Annotated in this window: 11 protein-coding genes; 9 read left to right on the forward strand and 2 right to left on the reverse strand. The window is 45.2% G+C overall.

Going from position 1 to position 17,714, the window contains the following annotated elements; all coding sequences use genetic code 11:
- The first annotated feature begins 1 nt into the window (after nucleotide 1).
- The 7 genes from rplK to C8N47_RS13795 all read left to right on the forward strand — a co-directional run bounded on the left by rplK (nucleotide 2) and on the right by C8N47_RS13795 (nucleotide 10,686).
- Complete coding sequence (rplK, locus tag C8N47_RS13765; protein WP_107823154.1) at nucleotides 2-445, forward strand: 50S ribosomal protein L11; 444 nt, start codon at nucleotides 2-4, stop codon at nucleotides 443-445.
- 14 nt (nucleotides 446-459) lie between these two features.
- Nucleotides 460-1,152 carry a 50S ribosomal protein L1 gene (gene rplA, locus C8N47_RS13770; RefSeq protein WP_107823155.1) on the forward strand — a complete coding sequence of 231 codons (693 nt, stop codon included), beginning with the start codon at nucleotides 460-462 and terminating at the stop codon, nucleotides 1,150-1,152.
- A 15-nt stretch (nucleotides 1,153-1,167) separates the two neighbouring features.
- Nucleotides 1,168-1,692, forward strand: a complete 525-nt coding sequence (gene rplJ, locus C8N47_RS13775; RefSeq protein WP_107823156.1) for a 50S ribosomal protein L10 — start codon at nucleotides 1,168-1,170, stop codon at nucleotides 1,690-1,692.
- Nucleotides 1,693-1,730: 38 nt separating this feature from the next.
- Entirely contained in the window at nucleotides 1,731-2,108 is a 378-nt protein-coding gene (rplL, locus tag C8N47_RS13780; protein ID WP_107823157.1) for a 50S ribosomal protein L7/L12, read from the forward strand.
- A 107-nt stretch (nucleotides 2,109-2,215) separates the two neighbouring features.
- Complete coding sequence (gene rpoB / locus C8N47_RS13785) at nucleotides 2,216-6,028, forward strand: DNA-directed RNA polymerase subunit beta (protein ID WP_107823158.1); 3,813 nt, start codon at nucleotides 2,216-2,218, stop codon at nucleotides 6,026-6,028.
- A 57-nt stretch (nucleotides 6,029-6,085) separates the two neighbouring features.
- Nucleotides 6,086-10,363, forward strand: a complete 4,278-nt coding sequence (rpoC, locus tag C8N47_RS13790) for a DNA-directed RNA polymerase subunit beta' (RefSeq protein ID WP_107823159.1) — start codon at nucleotides 6,086-6,088, stop codon at nucleotides 10,361-10,363.
- A gap of 2 nt (nucleotides 10,364-10,365) precedes the next feature.
- On the forward strand, nucleotides 10,366-10,686 hold the full coding sequence (locus C8N47_RS13795) for a DUF3467 domain-containing protein (protein WP_107823160.1): 321 nt from the start codon (nucleotides 10,366-10,368) through the stop codon (nucleotides 10,684-10,686).
- Between the two features lie 127 nt (nucleotides 10,687-10,813).
- Here the strand turns inward: C8N47_RS13795 and C8N47_RS13800 are convergent, their stop codons facing one another.
- Together C8N47_RS13800 and C8N47_RS13805 are read right to left on the reverse strand one after the other, a co-directional pair.
- Nucleotides 10,814-12,112: a citrate (Si)-synthase gene (locus tag C8N47_RS13800; protein WP_107823161.1), complete on the reverse strand. Its 1,299-nt coding sequence runs from the start codon at nucleotides 12,110-12,112 to the stop codon at nucleotides 10,814-10,816.
- A gap of 153 nt (nucleotides 12,113-12,265) precedes the next feature.
- Nucleotides 12,266-12,478, reverse strand: a complete 213-nt coding sequence (locus tag C8N47_RS13805; RefSeq protein ID WP_107823162.1) for a dodecin family protein — start codon at nucleotides 12,476-12,478, stop codon at nucleotides 12,266-12,268.
- Nucleotides 12,479-12,822: 344 nt separating this feature from the next.
- On the opposite strand from C8N47_RS13805, the gene C8N47_RS13815 reads away from it, so the two are divergent.
- Both C8N47_RS13815 and C8N47_RS13820 read left to right on the forward strand, forming a co-directional pair.
- Nucleotides 12,823-17,175, forward strand: coding sequence for a hybrid sensor histidine kinase/response regulator transcription factor (locus C8N47_RS13815; protein WP_107823164.1), 4,353 nt, complete (start codon nucleotides 12,823-12,825; stop codon nucleotides 17,173-17,175).
- Between the two features lie 156 nt (nucleotides 17,176-17,331).
- Nucleotides 17,332-17,625, forward strand: a complete 294-nt coding sequence (locus C8N47_RS13820) for a hypothetical protein (protein ID WP_107823165.1) — start codon at nucleotides 17,332-17,334, stop codon at nucleotides 17,623-17,625.
- Nucleotides 17,626-17,714 lie beyond the last annotated feature (89 nt).

Here is a 17,714-nt window from a genome sequence, read left to right on the forward strand (position 1 = left end):
TATGGCTAAAGAAGTTGCTGGATTAATTAAATTACAAATTAAGGGGGGTGCAGCTAACCCTTCACCTCCAGTCGGACCAGCATTGGGTGCCAAAGGGGTAAATATCATGCAATTTTGCAAGCAGTTTAACGGCCGTACTCAAGAGTTGGCTGGGAAAGTGCTCCCCGTTATCATTACTGTATACGCAGACAAATCGTTTGATTTTGTAATTAAACAACCCCCAGTTGCCGTTCAATTGTTAGAAACAGCAAAATTGAAATCAGGCTCAGCTGAACCTCACGCTAAAAAAGTAGCGAAAGTAAGCTGGGATCAGGTAAAACAAATTGCTGAATCTAAAATGGCCGACTTAAACTGTTTTACAGTTGAGTCAGCAATGAAAATGGTTGCTGGTACTGCCAGAAGTATGGGTATTACTGTTGAAGGTGAATTCCCAGCTAATAACTAATTAAAATTTTTAAAATGGGCAGAATTACAAAAAATAAAAAGCTAGCTCTGGAGAAACTTGAAGAAGGTAAAGTCTATACTCTGGCCGAAGCTTCTGAATTAGTGAAGGAAATCACTTTCACCAAATTCGATGCTTCAGTAGATATTGATGTTCGCCTTGGAGTTGACCCCAGAAAAGCGAATCAAATGGTTAGAGGCGTTGTGTCATTACCCCATGGTACAGGGAAAGAAGTTCGTGTTTTGGCGCTGGTAACACCAGATAAAGAAGCTGAAGCAAAAGAAGCCGGTGCTGATTTCGTAGGTCTGGATGATATGATCGACAAAATCAAAGGCGGTTGGACAGATTTCGATGTTGTGATTACACAACCACCTGTAATGGGTAAAATTGGCCCGCTGGGACGTGTACTTGGTCCGAGAGGCTTGATGCCAAACCCCAAAAGCGGTACCGTGACTATGGAGGTTGGTAAAGCTATCAAAGAAGTAAAGCAAGGAAAGATTGATTTCAAAGTTGACAAATTCGGAATCGTTCATACTTCAATCGGTAAAGTGTCTTTCGACGCGAAAAAAATTGAAGACAATGCACGCGAATTCATGAATACAATCAACAAACTGAAACCGACTGCTGCTAAAGGTACTTATGTGAAGAGCATTTACATTTCAAGTACCATGAGTCCAGGAATTCAAGTTGAACCAAAGTCAGTTGACTAGTAAAGAATTGTTGAAATGAAAAAATCAGAAAAGTTAGAGATCATCGATAGTCTAACGCAAGAGATCAATTCTTACAGCCACTTTTACCTTGCTGACGTTGCCGACTTGAATGCAGAAGACTCTAGTAGTCTTCGTCGTCAGTGTTTCAGCAAAGACATCAAACTGGTTGTTGTTAAGAATACACTCTTGCGTAAAGCTCTGGAAAATTCTGAAAAGAATGCAGAGGAACTTTACGAAGTACTTAAAGGCAATACATCGATCATGTTTTGTGAGGTTGGTAACGAACCGGCAAAATTGATTAAAGCTTTCAGCAAAGACAATAAAAAGAAAAAGCCTTTATTGAAGGCTGCCTATGTTGAAGAATCAATTTATGTTGGCGCAGACCAATTAGATGCATTGACCGCTATCAAGTCTAAGGACGAATTACTTGGCGATATTGTTGCCCTGTTGCAATCACCAATCAAAACCGTATTGGGTCAGTTGCAATCAAGCGGAAACACCATCCACGGTATCCTTCAGACATTATCAGAAAAAGAATAATTTTAGTTACAATTTATCGCATAAAAATTTAAGAAGAAATGGCAGATTTAAAAGTGCTTGCAGAAGAGTTGGTAAACTTGACTGTAAAAGAAGTTAATGAATTAGCTGACATTTTAAAATCAGAATATGGTATTGAACCTGCTGCAGCTGCTGTAGCTGTAGCTGCTGGTCCAGCTGCTGGTGGCGAAGCTGCTGCTGCTGAACAAACAGAATTCGACGTTATTTTGAAAGCAGCTGGTGGTTCAAAATTGGCTGTAGTTAAATTGGTTAAAGAATTAACTGGTTTAGGTCTTAAAGAAGCAAAAGAAGTAGTTGACGGTGCGCCTAAAGCTATCAAAGAAAAAGTTTCAAAAGACGAAGCAGAAGCTCTTAAAGCTCAATTGACAGAAGCTGGAGCCGAAGTTGAACTTAAATAAGAGACTAAGGACCATAAATGGTCTTGATGGTTTAGAGTCCCACGCCTTGTGGGATTCTAAGCCTTTTTGCATATTTAGATTTTAAGTTCACTTAATTTAGTTGATACATGTCATTAAACGTTGAAAACCAGAGGATTAGTTTCTCTTCTTCAAAAACAGTATTTGATTATCCAGATTTCCTCGAAGTACAGATTAAATCTTTTAAGGACTTTTTTCAATTAGGAACAACTCCTGAAAACAGAAAAGACGAAGGTTTATACAAGGTATTCGAAGAAAATTTCCCGATCACAGATACACGCAATAATTTCGTTCTGGAATTTATCGATTATCAAGTTGATCCACCGCGTTACTCACTTGACGAGTGTATCGAAAGGGGATTGACTTATAGTGTCCCTGTGAAGGCTAAACTGAAACTGTATTGTACAGACCCTGAACACGAAGATTTTGATACCGTGGTTCAGGATGTATATCTGGGAACAGTACCCTATATGACTGAAAAAGGTACCTACGTCATCAACGGTGCTGAACGGGTAGTTGTTTCTCAGTTACACCGTTCTCCTGGGGTTTTCTTTGGCCAGAGTGTACATGCTAACGGCACAAAATTATACTCTGCCCGTATTATTCCTTTCAAAGGATCCTGGATCGAATTTGCGACTGACATCAACAGCGTGATGTACGCATATATCGACCGTAAAAAGAAATTACCTGTAACTACCCTGTTGCGGGCCATCGGTTACGAAGGGGATAAAGATATCCTCGAGATCTTCGGACTGGCCGACGAAATTAAAGTTTCGAAAACTGGCCTGGGGAAAGTTGTAGGCCGAAAACTTGCAGCCCGTGTATTGAAAACATGGGTTGAAGACTTCGTAGATGAAGATACCGGTGAAGTGGTATCTATCGAACGAAACGAAGTTCTGATTGACCGTGAAACGGTTATCGAAAAAGAACATATTGAAGAAATCCTGGACTCTGGTGCTAAAACAATCCTGTTGCACAAAGAGGATCACAACCTGCAGGATTTTGCCATTATATATAATACGCTTCAAAAAGACCCGTGTAACTCGGAAAAAGAAGCTGTATTGCACATTTATCGTCAGCTGCGTAACGCAGAACCGCCCGATGAAGCGACTGCCCGCGACGTAATCGATAAATTGTTCTTCTCAGAGAAACGTTATGACCTTGGTGAAGTAGGACGTTACCGTATCAACAAAAAGTTAGGACTGAACATCGACATGGATGTAACAGTACTAACGAAAGAAGACATTATTGAAATCATCAAATATTTGATCAAGCTGGTTAACTCGAAAACTGATGTTGACGATATCGACCACTTGAGTAACCGTCGCGTACGTACCGTAGGCGAACAAATGTCGCAACAGTTCGGAGTTGGTCTGGCCCGTATGGCCCGTACAATCCGTGAACGAATGAACGTTCGCGACAACGAGGTGTTTACTCCGATTGACTTGATCAACTCAAAAACATTATCATCTGTAATTAATTCGTTCTTCGGAACGAATGCGCTCTCTCAGTTCATGGATCAAACCAACCCATTAGCTGAGATGACCCACAAACGACGTATGTCGGCTCTTGGACCTGGCGGTCTGTCGCGTGAGCGTGCCGGTTTCGAGGTGCGTGACGTTCACTATACGCACTACGGTCGTCTGTGTCCGATTGAAACACCTGAAGGACCAAACATTGGTTTGATCTCTTCTCTGTGTGTATTCGCGAAAGTTACCGACCTCGGATTTATTTCAACTCCTTACCGGAAAGTTGAAAACGGTCAGGTTGACTTGTCTGAAGACGGTGTAATGTACCTGACAGCTGAAGAAGAAGAAGGAAAGATCATCGCTCAGGCCAACGCGCCGATCGACGATAACGGCTTCTTCGTGAATCAACGGGTAAAATCGCGTTTGGAAGGTGACTATCCTGTCGTTGAAAAAGAAGAAGTGCAATTGATGGATGTTGGTCCTAACCAGATTGCATCGGTAGCGGCTTCGTTGATTACCTTCCTTGAGCACGATGATGCGAACCGTGCCTTGATGGGATCGAACATGATGCGCCAGGCGGTGCCATTGCTTCGTCCTGAAGCACCAATTGTAGGAACCGGATTGGAAGGACCTTCAGCACGCGATTCGCGTGTGATGGTGGCTGCCGAAGGTGATGGCGTTATCGACTATGTTGATGCTGACCAAATCATCATTCGTTACGATATGACGGATGACGAGAAATATGTGAGCTTCGACAACGAATTGAAAAGCTACAAAATTTCTAAATACCAAAAAACCAACCAAGGTACCGTAATCGACCTGAAACCAATCGTTGAAAAAGGTCAGCGTGTGGTGAAGGGGCAAATTCTGACGGAAGGTTATGCAACTGAAGGCGGTGAATTGGCCTTGGGGCGTAACCTGAAAGTGGCCTTCATGCCTTGGCAGGGATATAACTACGAGGATGCGATTGTAATTTCAGAGCGCATCGTTCGTGAAGACGTGTTTACCTCGGTTCACGTTGATGAGTATTCGTTGGAAGTTCGCGATACTAAACGCGGAGTTGAAGAATTTACTTCAGATATCCCGAACGTGAGCGAAGAAGCAACACGCAACCTCGACGAAAACGGCTTGATCCGTATCGGTGCAGTGGTTAAGCCAGGCGATATTCTGATCGGTAAAATTACACCCAAAGGAGAATCAGATCCTTCACCGGAAGAGAAATTGCTGCGTGCGATCTTCGGTGACAAAGCCGGCGATGTGAAAGATGCTTCGTTGAAAGCCTCTCCATCGTTAAATGGCGTTGTAATCGACAAAAAACTGTTCTCTCGTGTTGTGAAAGACAAAAAGGGAAAACAGGCTACTAAGCCGATGCTGGAGCAGATTGACGAAGAGTTCGATCGTCAGATCAGCGCGTTGAATGCCCGTTTGGAAGATAAACTTTTCAACCTGGTAAATGGCAAAACCAGCCAGGGTGTGAAAGATTATTACGGCGGCGATTTGATTGCCAAAGGTGTGAAGTTCACCTTGAAGCAATTGCAGGAGATCGATTATCTTACAGTTAATCCAAACAAATGGACAACGGATAACGATAAAAATGACATGATCCGCAGTCTGGTGTTGAATTACATCCAGAAATATAAAGAATACGAAGCGATAGCTCGTCGTAAACGTTACAATGTAACAATTGGTGATGAGTTACCAGCAGGTATTATTCAGTTGGCGAAAGTTTATATCGCGAAGAAACGTAAACTACAAATCGGTGATAAAATGGCCGGTCGTCACGGTAACAAGGGTATTGTTTCGCGCGTTGTTCGCGACGAAGATATGCCGTTCCTGGAAGACGGTACGCCGGTTGATATTGTATTGAACCCGCTAGGGGTACCCTCGCGTATGAACCTGGGACAGATTTACGAAACTGTTTTAGGCTGGGCAGGTAAGGAATTAGGACTGAAATTTGCTACGCCGATTTTCGACGGTGCTAGTCTTGAAGAAGTAACTGCTTATACGGATAAAGCTGGTGTTCCCGCTTTCGGTAAAGCTTATCTGCGCGATGGCGAAACCGGAGAGCGTTTTGATCAACCTGCAACCGTAGGGGTGATCTATATGTTGAAACTGGGACACATGGTTGAAGATAAGATGCACGCCCGTTCAATCGGACCATACTCATTGATTACGCAACAGCCATTAGGTGGTAAAGCACAGTTCGGTGGTCAGCGTTTCGGGGAGATGGAAGTTTGGGCACTCGAAGCATTTGGTGCTTCACACATCTTACAGGAAATCCTGACTGTTAAATCAGACGATGTTCTGGGCCGTGCGAAAGCGTATGAAGCCATTGTTAAAGGTGAGCCAATGCCGCAACCCGGAATCCCGGAGTCACTAAACGTATTGCTGCACGAGTTGCGCGGCTTAGGGTTAAGTGTTAACATGGACTGATGACAACGGGACACTTCGGTGTTCCTCTTAGTTAATTTGTAAAAAAGACATCGATATATGGCTTTCAGAAAAGATAATAAAGTTAAAAGCAGTTTTTCGAAGATAGCAATTAGTCTTGCTTCTCCGGAAGAAGTTCTGGAACGTTCCCACGGTGAAGTATTGAAGCCTGAAACGATCAACTACAGAACCTATAAACCAGAACGCGATGGTTTGTTTTGTGAGCGGATCTTCGGGCCGGTAAAAGACTATGAATGTCATTGTGGTAAATATAAGCGCATCCGTTACAAAGGGATCGTTTGTGACCGTTGTGGTGTTGAAGTAACCGAAAAGAAAGTACGCCGCGAGCGTATGGGACACATCTCGCTGGTGGTTCCGGTTGCTCACATCTGGTACTTCAAATCGTTACCAAACAAAATTGGTTACTTGCTGGGGTTACCGACAAAGAAATTAGATACGATCATCTACTACGAACGTTATGTGGTGATTCAGGCTGGTGTTAAAGCTCAGGATGGAATCAAGAATTTGGATTTCTTAACTGAAGAAGAATATCTGGATATTTTGGATACGCTTCCGAAAGAAAACCAGTACCTGGATGATGATGATCCCAACAAGTTCATCGCTAAAATGGGTGCCGAAGCATTGTATCAATTGCTCGAGCGCATCGAACTGGATGAACTTTCGTATGACTTACGTCACCGCGCAAGCACTGAAACGTCTCAACAACGTAAAAATGAAGCGTTGAAACGCCTGCAGGTTGTTGAAGCATTTCGTGCCAGCAAAAATATCAACCGTCCCGAATGGATGATTGTGAAGGTTGTTCCCGTTATTCCACCGGATTTACGTCCGTTGGTGCCACTGGATGGTGGACGTTTCGCGACTTCAGACTTAAATGATTTGTATCGTCGTGTAATTATCCGTAACAACCGTTTGAAAAGATTGATTGAAATCAAAGCCCCTGAGGTGATCCTGCGTAACGAAAAACGGATGCTTCAGGAAGCTGTCGATTCATTATTCGATAACTCCCGAAAATCGAACGCTGTTAAGACCGAAAATAACCGCGCACTGAAATCACTTTCAGACTCATTGAAAGGTAAGCAAGGTCGTTTCCGTCAAAACTTGTTGGGTAAACGTGTTGACTACTCAGCCCGTTCGGTAATTGTTGTTGGGCCAACCTTGTCATTGCACGAGTGTGGTTTGCCTAAAAATATGGCTGCCGAGCTTTACAAACCATTTATCATCCGGAAGTTGATCGAGCGTGGTATTGTAAAAACCGTTAAATCAGCCAAGAAAATCGTTGACCGTAAAGATCCGGTTGTTTGGGACATCCTGGAAAACGTATTGAAAGGACACCCGGTTATGCTGAACCGTGCACCGACTCTGCACCGTCTGTCAATTCAGGCATTCCAGCCTGTGTTGATCGAAGGTAAAGCAATCCGTTTGCACCCGCTGGTATGTACCGGTTTCAACGCCGACTTCGATGGTGACCAGATGGCGGTACACGTGCCGCTGGGAAATGCCGCAGTATTGGAAGCTCAGTTGTTGATGTTGGCGTCTCAAAACTTGCTGAACCCTGCAAACGGTGCGCCTATTACGGTACCTTCACAGGATATGGTTCTGGGGCTGTACTACATGACCAAGCACCGCGAAGGCGCTCGTGGCGAGGGAATGACTTTCTATTCTCCCGACGAGGTGATTATCGCCTATAACGAAGGTCGCTTGGAGAAACACACGATCATTAAAGTAAAAGTAGAAGATGTTGACGACAATGGTGAATACTTTAAGCACATTGTTGAAACAACAGTAGGTCGTGTGTTGGTAAACCAGGTGGTACCTCGTAAAGCAGGTTATATCAACGAACTATTGACTAAAAAGTCATTAAGAAATATTATCTCTGATATCTTCAAGAAAACCGGAAACGCGACAACTGTTAAGTTCCTGGATGATATCAAAGAAATGGGGTACAAAGCAGCCTATCGCGGAGGCTTGTCGTTTAACCTGAGCGATGTTGTTATCCCCGAAGACAAAAAGGTGATTGTAGAAGATGGCTACAACGAAGTTGAAGAAGTAATGAATAACTATAATATGGGTTTCATTACCAACAACGAACGTTACAACCAGGTTATCGATATCTGGACACATGCCAACGCGAAACTGACAAACTCGGTGATGAAAACATTGAGTACCGACCGTCAGGGCTTCAACTCAGTTTACATGATGTTGGACTCCGGAGCCCGGGGATCGAAAGAGCAGATTCGTCAGTTGTGTGGTATGCGTGGTTTGATGGCTAAGCCGCAAAAATCAGGTTCTACCGGTGCTCAAATTATCGAAAACCCGATTTTGGCAAACTTTAAAGAGGGTCTGTCGGTGTTGGAGTACTTTATCTCGACCCACGGTGCCCGTAAAGGTTTGGCCGATACCGCTCTTAAAACAGCCGATGCCGGTTATTTGACACGTCGTTTGGTGGATGTTGCTCAAGATGTAATCATCTCGGAAGACGATTGTGGAACGTTGCGCGGACTTGTTGCTACAGCCGTCAAAAATAACGAAGAAGTGGTTTCATCACTTTTCGAACGTATTGTTGGCCGTACATCTGTTCACGATATCTTCCACCCATTAACCGGAGATCTGATTGTAGCAACCGGGGAGTTGATTGACGAAGAAATTGCGAAAAGAATCGAAGATTCTCCGATTGAAAGCGTTGAAATTCGTTCGGTATTGACTTGTGAGTCGAAGGTTGGAGTATGTAGTAAGTGTTACGGACGTAACCTGGCTACTGCAAACCTGGCCCGTCGTGGTGAAGCCGTCGGCGTTATCGCGGCCCAATCAATTGGTGAGCCGGGTACACAGTTGACACTTCGTACCTTCCACGTAGGGGGTATCGCCGGTAACATTTCTTCTCAATCTATGGTTGAGTCGCGTTACGATGGTATTGCCGAAATTGAAGAGTTGCGTACGGTTGAAACCAAGGACGAAGCCGGCAACATGGTTTATGTTGTTGTTGGTCGGTTGGCCGAATTACGTATTATCGATAAGAACACACGTATTCCGTTGTCAAACCACACGATCCCTTACGGTTCGAAACTCTACATCGAGAATGGAGCCGAAGTAACCAAAGGACAGAAAATTTGTGAATGGGACCCCTATAACGGTGTAATCATCTCGGAATACAACGGTAAAGTGTCATTCGAAAACCTGATCGAAGGTATTACTTACCGCGAAGAGTCGGATGAGCAAACCGGATTCAAAGAGAAGGTGATCATTGAAACCCGTGATAAAACGAAAAACCCATCGTTGCAATTGTTGGATGAAAAAGGCGAAGTTATTCGTTCATACAACTTGCCGGTAGGTGGTCACGTTTCAGTCGATGAAGGTGAAATGGTGAACGCTGGTAAGGTTTTGGTGAAAATCCCGCGTGCTTCAGGTAAAGCAGGCGATATCACCGGTGGTCTTCCTCGTGTTACCGAGTTGTTTGAAGCTCGTAACCCGTCGAACCCAGCTGTTGTTTCCGAAATCGATGGTGAAATTTCTTTCGGTAAAATCAAACGTGGTAACCGCGAGATCACCGTCACGTCGAAAACCGGAGAGATTAAAAAATATCTGGTACCACTGTCAAAACAGATTCTGGTACAGGAAAGCGATTATATCAAAGCAGGTACGTCGCTGTCCGACGGTGCAATTACACCTTCCGACATCCTCGGTATCAAAGGGCCAACTGCCGTACAAGAGTATATTTTGAATGAAGTTCAGGATGTATACCGAATGCAGGGGGTAAAAATCAACGATAAGCACTTCGAGGTTATTATCCGTCAGATGATGCGTAAAGTTGAGATCTCTGATCCGGGTGATACCCGCTTCCTGGAAAGACAAATTGTTGATAAGAATGAATTCCTGCACGAGAACGACTGGATTTACAATAAGAAGGTCGTTGTGGATCCGGGTGATTCAGAATTGCGCGCCGGAATGATTGTAACAGCCCGTCGCTTACGGGACGAAAACTCAACATTACGTCGTCGCGATGCGAAGTTAATTGAATCGCGCGAAGCAATCCCGGCAACATCAAGCCAAATCCTGCAAGGTATCACCCGTGCTGCCCTGCAAACCAGAAGCTGGTTGTCTGCCGCATCGTTCCAGGAAACAACTAAAGTATTGAACGAGGCTGCGATCCAGGGTAAGGTTGACTATTTGGATGGTTTGAAGGAAAACGTGATCTGCGGTCACCTGATTCCTGCCGGTACCGGTCTGAAAGAATACAAAAACCTGGTTGTGGGTTCACGCGAAGAATACGACCGTATGGTCGATATTAAAGAAGCTGAGAACGCCAATCGCGAAGAATAGTTATGGAAGATCCAAAGAACAAGAATCAGTTGACGATTGAATTGAGTGAAGAAGTGGCTCAGGGGACTTATTCGAACCTGGCTATTATCACCCATTCAACTTCCGAGTTTGTGCTCGATTTTGTACGTGTTATGCCGGGAATACCCAAGGCAAACGTCAAATCGAGAATTATTCTGACTCCCGAGCATGCCAAACGCCTGTTGATGGCCTTGGAAGAAAATGTGAAGAAGTTCGAAAAGGCACAAGGGACAATTAATGTTCCCGGTGGTGCTAATCCAATGATGCCGCCAATGACTTTTGGAGGCCCCACAGCTGAGGCTTGATTCATAGCTTGATAAAATAAAAAAGGCCGCTTTCCTGAATTGGAAGCGGCTTTTTCTATATCTATTCATGAACACGAGATCGACAGGTTGCAGATGTGCGGGTGCCGGGTGCCTCAAGATGCCGTTTCTAGCTTCCCGGTTGTTTTTTCAGGTATTCCTTTAACCAGGCGGTTGTAACACTTTTAGGCCTGATGATAGGCTGGTGCAGTCCCCGGGCAATGGTGTTTTGCGCGCAGAACCCTAGAACCCGCGATATTCCGAACATCACGGTGTAAAACTCATAGTGTGTCATGCCGTAGTGGTACAACAACGAGCCGGAAATGGCATCGACGTTAGGCCAGGGATTAGCGACTTTGCCACCTTTGTACGATCTCAAAATGTCGGGAACTACTTGGAAGAGCTTTTTAACCGTTTGCAAATAAGGTGAATCACTGCAATGGGCGTCGCCAAATTTCATGAACGAGGTGAAGCGCGGATCGGTAACGCGAAGGACAGCGTGCCCATAGCCGGGGATAACTTTTCCTGCATCGAGGGTAGCTGTTACAAAATCCCGAACCTGGTCAACAGTTGGGTTGTTGCCAAATTGGTCGTGAATGCAGGTGATGAAGTTCAAGCACACCTGATTGGCGAGTCCGTGAAGCGGCCCAGCTAACCCGTTGAGCCCGGCAGATGCCGCTAGATAGATGTTGGAAAGTGCCGAATTGACGACCCGCGAGGTGAAGGCACTTACATTGCCTCCTTCATGGTCGCAGTGCAGTACTAGGTACAATCTGTTTAAATCGGCAAATGAAGGATTGTGCCGGTTAAATCCCAGGCGGTAGGTTAGGTTGCCGGCTAAGTCCAGCTTTTCGTCCGATGTGTCAATTAACTCACCATTCATGAACAGGATCCGATAGATGCCGGCCGCCAGCTCGGGGAGCTTCGCGATCAGGTTTAGCGAGTCTTCAAGGGTGTATTTCCAGTAGTCGCTTTTTGGAATTCCCCGGGCATATTTTTGTTTGAAGACCGATTCCCCCTCCATCGCCAGGATCCCGATGCTGAACATGGTCATGGGGTGGGTGGTTTGGGACATCGACTTTAAAGTGGTCCATACATGTTGCGGAACCCGACTGCGCTTGTTGAACTCGCTCTTCAACTCATTAAGCTCGTCGACCGAGGGGAGGCTTCCGGTAACCAGCAGGAAGAAAATTTCTTCCGGGCTTTTATCTTCGAAATCGGGGATCTCCAGGTCGCTGATGAAAAGCCCCTTGTAGGGATCAACATAAGACGTGTTGCATACCAGACTTTTCATTCCCCGCATGCCTCCAAGTATATTCTTGACCGTAATTTCGCCGATCACAGCTTCGGGATAATCATTGTAAATGTGCTCGAGCTCTTGCGCTAGAGACTCGATGCGGCGCTTGACTTTCTCGATAAGTTTTTCCATCGTATATTTTGCGATTAGGTGCGTTATGCAGCCTGGTCGATTGATCCATTCGTGGGCCACAACCAACGACTGCCAGCATGATTTATAGGCATTTTGTTTATCAGCTAAAGAAGAAAGACCTTCCGAACGATTCGAGGGAAGGTCTTGAAGACATTAATGGTGACCTTCAAACTTGAAGGATACTTTCAGCTTGGTACGGAATTCCATTGTGCCGTCGTTAATGTGGACATCCATAGCTGTTACCTCTGCAATACGTAAGTCGCGTAGTGTTTCAGAAGCTTTAGCTATTGCGTTTGTTGTTGCTTTTTCCCAGGATTCGGTACTGGTGCCAACAAGTTCAATCACTTTATAAACGCTTTCTGCCATAGTTTACTCCTTTCTAATTGGTTTTACTAGCTTGTACCGAATTTTTGTTGAATCAGTTTCGCAAAATCAACTGCTTGACAATAGCTTCCACATCTTTGACTGCCCGAAAGGCTGCAAAACGGTTCTCGAAGTTTAGAACAGCTATGAGGCGATCAATTCTTAAGATGTGTTTGTTCGGGCATTTCCCGAAAAATTGTCTGCGCTTTTTATCGGGTGAGGGTTTCTGATATTTCGTGAATTTTGTACTTTCGGATCGAACAAAGAACAGCCCGAAGAGTATTTGCTGCAATGGGCTTTGATCTCGTTGGTTCACAGCGAATGCGAAAATTATCTTTTAATTACGAATGAAAGCCACCTACGCCAAACTATTCCTCCTGTTAAGCATATTGTTTTGTTCGCAGTTCGGATTTGCATATTCAACGCTGCGGCAGCAAGATCAAATTCGCTTTCAATACTATACATCCGATGACGGGTTGGCGCAAAATACGGTTGACTGTATTTTGAGGGATTCTCGCGGTTTTATGTGGTTTGGCACTTGGAACGGCTTGTGCCGGTTCGACGGTTATTCATTTGTAACTTACCGGCAGGAGTCCGAGCCTGAAGGATTACCCAACAATTTTATTTATTCGCTATGCAACGATTCGGATGGCAATATTTGGGTGGGAACACGGTGCGGATTAACTCATTACATTTTTAATGAAGAGCGCTTTGACGTGCCGGATGTCATAGATTCGGTTTTTGCCGCTTTGGCAGTCAACGACCTGAAGCTCGACAGTAAGGGAAACTTGTGGGTTGCTACCGAAGATGCCGGCCTTTGGTGTGTTGCTTTTGACCGTGGCGGGGAGGCGAGGCGAGTGGAGAATATACTTCCTGCACGAACCATCAATCGTCTGTATGTTGCCGGTGATCTGCTGTTTGTTGGTTCAGAGGCGGGCCTTGAAGTGCTGGATTTGACGAACAAACAAGCTGTAAACGACTATAGCCGTTTGCAACAACTTGTTCAGGAGCTCGACGTACGTGCGATCTTTGCCGATTCAAAAGGGAATCTTTGGATTGGGACGGGCCTGGGGCTTTATATGCAAAGCAAGAACGGGGATTCGGTCGCTGAGTTTTATCACAATCCGGATGATCCCTACAGTCTGAATCATTTGGCGGTTAGCTCTATTGTTGAAGATGCCAGTCATACGGTTATTGTTGGCACCTTGGGCGGACTGAATTATTACCAACCCGAGGTTGGTGGATTTGTGCATTTGAGAAATGGAAATCTTGAAAATGAACGCTTAAATAATCCATTTGTAAATAGTATGGCCGCTGACGAAGATGGCAATGTATGGGTTGGTACGGACAAGGGGGGAATAAATCACTACAATATTTTTCAGAAGCCATTTTTCGCACTGGTTCACGATCCGGCTAATGCAAACAGTTTAAGCCTGAATACGGTTAACTCAATCTTGAAAGAAGACGAGGTGCTGTGGGTTGGTACGGCCGGTGGTGGCTTGAATCGCATCAGCGCAAACAACACGCGTGTTGAGCGCCTCAGCCTCAGCCCACTGAATGCAAGCTCCTCGGTCGATAATTTTGTCTCGTCCATTTTTCGCGATTCCCGGGGCGATCTGTGGCTCGGAACCTGGGGGGGAGGCCTTAAACGATTGGTATCGTTTCGTTCGCAGCAGCTTGAGTCGTTTGTCCCGCAGGCAGACGATCCGCATTCTATCGAGTCCGGATTTGTCTCTTCGGTTTGTGAGATGTCCCCCGGAGTGCTTTTAGTAGGTACGGAAAGCGGGCTCGATATTTTTGATGTCGACTCCAGGCACTTTAAACATGTTGATCTTAAAACGGGGAGGGGCGAAGCCATGGAAATTGGCTGTATGCTGCTGGATCAACAGCGCAACCTTTGGCTCGGTACACGAAACGGACTTTTTCGCTTTCGGCAGCAGGATTTGGAACAATTTGACCAACTCGAACGGATCCCCTACGACTTGTATCTCAACGATCCCTCCGACTCAAGTTCGCTTGCGGGTAATTATGTCATCTCGTTGTTGCAGTCCAGCGACGGAACCATTTGGGGAGGTACTTATGGAAACGGTATTTGTGCTTTCGTAAACGGAGCCGACGGAAACATTCAGTTTGAAAACTACAACCAGAGCAATGGGCTTTGCAATAATGTAGCCTATGCGCTTGCCGAAGATCCGGCAGGCAATATTTGGATTAGCACCGATAAAGGCTTGTCGAAATTTAACCCGGCAGAAGAGCATTTTCAGAATTTCTTTGTTAAAGATGGTTTGTTGAGCGATCAGTTTTATTGGGGGGCATCCTGTGCCGACCATGAAGGGAATTTGTATTTTGGCAGCATTGCCGGGCTGAACTATTTTAACGCAGCTGAGATTGAACGCTACAGTCCAACCCGCAAGGCCGTGTTAACAGCGTTTTCAGTTTTTAACAAACCGGTTGAAATTGGGAAGAAGTATCATTCGCAACAAATCCTGTCCGGCACAATCTCTCAAACCGATAGAGTCCGGTTGTCTCACAAGGATGCGGTGATCTCCATTGAGTTTGCAGCGCTGGATTACTTCCTACCCGAAAAAATAGCATACCAGTACAAATTGGAGGGCGTGGATAAAAACTGGATTCAAGTTCCGGCTACCCGGCGCTTTGCCAATTACACCAATCTGGTCGGAGGCAACTATATTTTTAAAGTTCGAGCCTCAAACAGCGATGGTGTATGGTCAGATCAATGCGCCGAATTGCGGATTACGGTTCATCCTCCTTTTTACAAGACCATCTGGTTTCAGTTGTTTGCGATATTGCTGTTGGTTGTTGCGGTGATCGCTTATATTCGCTATCGAACACGTTTTCTGGAAATGCAAAAGCGAAAACTGGAAGCATTGGTCCACCAGCGAACACAGCAAATTGAAGCACAAAAAGAAAAACTCGAGCAGCAGGCGTTTCGCTTGCAGCGCACCAATTATCAATTGGAGGAAAGGCAACGCCTGATTGAAGGACAAAAACTGGAACTGGAACAACAAAATGCTCAAATTGCTTTGCAACGCGATGAGTTAATTGAGTTGAACGAGAAGGTGAAGCTGGTTAATCAACTGCGACTCCGTTTTTTTACCAATATTTCGCATGAGTTCCGTACCCCGCTGACCCTGATTATCGACCCGATTGAGCATCTGATGAAAAAGTTAAAGGGCGATAAAAACGCCTTGGGTACGCTGAAAATTGTCAACCGAAATGCCCAACGATTGTTGCACCTGATCAATCAACTTCTTTACTTTCGACGAATCGAAAACGGGAAGCTCGATCTGCGGGTTTGTATGGGGGAGCTCAACTCGTTTTTGTACCAGGTTTACGAATCATTCGTCGACCTGGCCCAGCATCAGCACATCGACTATCAGTTCAGTGCCGCCGAAGCGCCCGCCGAAAGCTGGTTTGATGCCGAAAAGCTCGAAAATGTTTTTTATAATCTGCTTTCTAATGCCTTTAAATATACGCCGGAAAGGGGACGTATTTCGATGAGAATTAGTTATGTCACCCAAAGCATCGATTCGGGAGCAGATCAGCCGTTGCTTTGTGTGGAGATACATGATTCCGGTGTGGGTATTAAGGAAGAAGATATGCCATTCATTTTCGAACGTTTTTATCAGGTTAGTTCCGAGAAGCATTCGAAGCTGAAAAGCTCCGGAATTGGTTTGGCTTTGACCCTGGAGCTGGTGCAGGCTTTACACGGCAAACTGGAGGTGGAAAGCACGGCCGGAAAAGGGAGCTGCTTTAAAGTTTTACTTCCCTACACAGCCGATGCTTTCGACGAACAGGAGTTGGATCATAGCGTTGTGCCTGCGGAAGTGAATTTGCGTGGCCGCATCGATGTATTGTTAGAAAGTGTTAGTCAGCCCGACGAAGCGGAGCAACCGGACGATGAAGGGCCAGAAGACTCCAAGTCGAAGCCTCTGGTGCTGATTGTTGAAGACAATTTCGATTTGCGCAGCTTCCTGGTTCAAACCTTGCGCTCAGACTATCGGGTGATTGGTGCCGAGAATGGAAAAGAAGGTCTTTCGGCGGCTAAAAAATACTCACCCGAGCTGATTATCAGCGATGTGATGATGCCCGAAATGGACGGCATCGAACTGTGTAGCCGGCTGAAGAAGGACATTCAAACCAGCCATATCCCGGTTATTCTGCTAACGGCCCGCAATATGGTTGAAAACTGGATTGAAGGATTGGAGACCGGAGCTGATGATTACATTCCGAAGCCGTTTAACTTGCAGGTGTTGCAGGCACGCATGACGAACCTGATTGAAGGAAGACTTCGGTTGAAGAAAATGTTCAGTAACCCGGCCGAGGTGATGCCCGGGCAAGGAACGACCAATCCGGTGGATGAAGAGTTTATGGCACGGGTTTACGAAGTGCTCGCAAAATCCTATTCGAATCCCGATTTTTCAGCCAGCCAGTTTGCCTCCGAAATGTTTATGAGCCGCAGCTTGCTGTATAAAAAAATACGAGCCATTACCGATTTAAATATTACCGATTTCATCAATTCATATAAGTTGAAGAAAGCTGTCTCGCTGATTAAAGAAGGTAAATTGCCGATCGCTGATGTCGCTTTTAAGGCCGGTTTTAATGATCCGAAGTATTTCAGCCGCATCTTTAAAAAGTTCTACGGCATGACCCCGACTGAATTTGCAGCGAAGGATTAAAATGTCAGTCTGTCAGTTGGTTATGATTTTGAATTGAACGTAGAGTCTCCCTGATTTCCTGTTTTGTCCACTTCAATTATTCGTCAGTCCTCCCGGCTGATTCCCTTGCTGCGTACTTTTACGGTTGACTTAAGTGAACAAGACAAACCAAATCTTATGAAGAATCTAAATGCTGCTGTTTTTAACTTCTTTTTTTCTTTCGCGGGCGCATATTCCCTAACACCAACTTCCCGGTTGCCAATGCCATTGGTTGGAACTGAATTTGATCTTTTGGACAGAACCAAGCATGTAGCCGACTTGGTCGGATGGGCTGTAAAAGCCGAAGCCGATTCCGGTCATGCAGCAGCTGCGACTGTTCTGCTGTGTTCATCCGGAACAAAACAAATCCGGATAGATCACCCTTCAATTTTCGTTGCACGAATTTCAGATTATTTCAGAATTGCGTGTTGACAGATTCCGTTCCCCGGCTTCATGGTGGGGCAACGAACACCTGTGTTTGTTTGATCGTGAATGATGAAAATCTTATTATAACCAATCCA

The sequence above is a fragment of the Mangrovibacterium marinum genome (genome assembly GCF_003046625.1).
Taxonomy (GTDB): Bacteria; Bacteroidota; Bacteroidia; order Bacteroidales; family Prolixibacteraceae; genus Mangrovibacterium; species Mangrovibacterium marinum.

What these genes read in the sequence shown, in the direction of transcription:
- rplK (WP_107823154.1), top strand. Translation starts at nt 2, where the DNA reads ATGGCTAAAGAAGTTGCTGGATTAATTAAATTACAAATTAAGGGGGGT.
- rplA (WP_107823155.1), top strand. Translation starts at nt 460, where the DNA reads ATGGGCAGAATTACAAAAAATAAAAAGCTAGCTCTGGAGAAACTTGAA.
- rplJ (WP_107823156.1), top strand. Translation starts at nt 1,168, where the DNA reads ATGAAAAAATCAGAAAAGTTAGAGATCATCGATAGTCTAACGCAAGAG.
- rplL (WP_107823157.1), top strand. Translation starts at nt 1,731, where the DNA reads ATGGCAGATTTAAAAGTGCTTGCAGAAGAGTTGGTAAACTTGACTGTA.
- rpoB (WP_107823158.1), top strand. Translation starts at nt 2,216, where the DNA reads ATGTCATTAAACGTTGAAAACCAGAGGATTAGTTTCTCTTCTTCAAAA.
- rpoC (WP_107823159.1), top strand. Translation starts at nt 6,086, where the DNA reads ATGGCTTTCAGAAAAGATAATAAAGTTAAAAGCAGTTTTTCGAAGATA.
- C8N47_RS13795 (WP_107823160.1), top strand. Translation starts at nt 10,366, where the DNA reads ATGGAAGATCCAAAGAACAAGAATCAGTTGACGATTGAATTGAGTGAA.
- C8N47_RS13800 (WP_107823161.1), bottom strand. Translation starts at nt 12,112, where the DNA reads ATGGAAAAACTTATCGAGAAAGTCAAGCGCCGCATCGAGTCTCTAGCG.
- C8N47_RS13805 (WP_107823162.1), bottom strand. Translation starts at nt 12,478, where the DNA reads ATGGCAGAAAGCGTTTATAAAGTGATTGAACTTGTTGGCACCAGTACC.
- C8N47_RS13815 (WP_107823164.1), top strand. Translation starts at nt 12,823, where the DNA reads ATGAAAGCCACCTACGCCAAACTATTCCTCCTGTTAAGCATATTGTTT.
- C8N47_RS13820 (WP_107823165.1), top strand. Translation starts at nt 17,332, where the DNA reads ATGAAGAATCTAAATGCTGCTGTTTTTAACTTCTTTTTTTCTTTCGCG.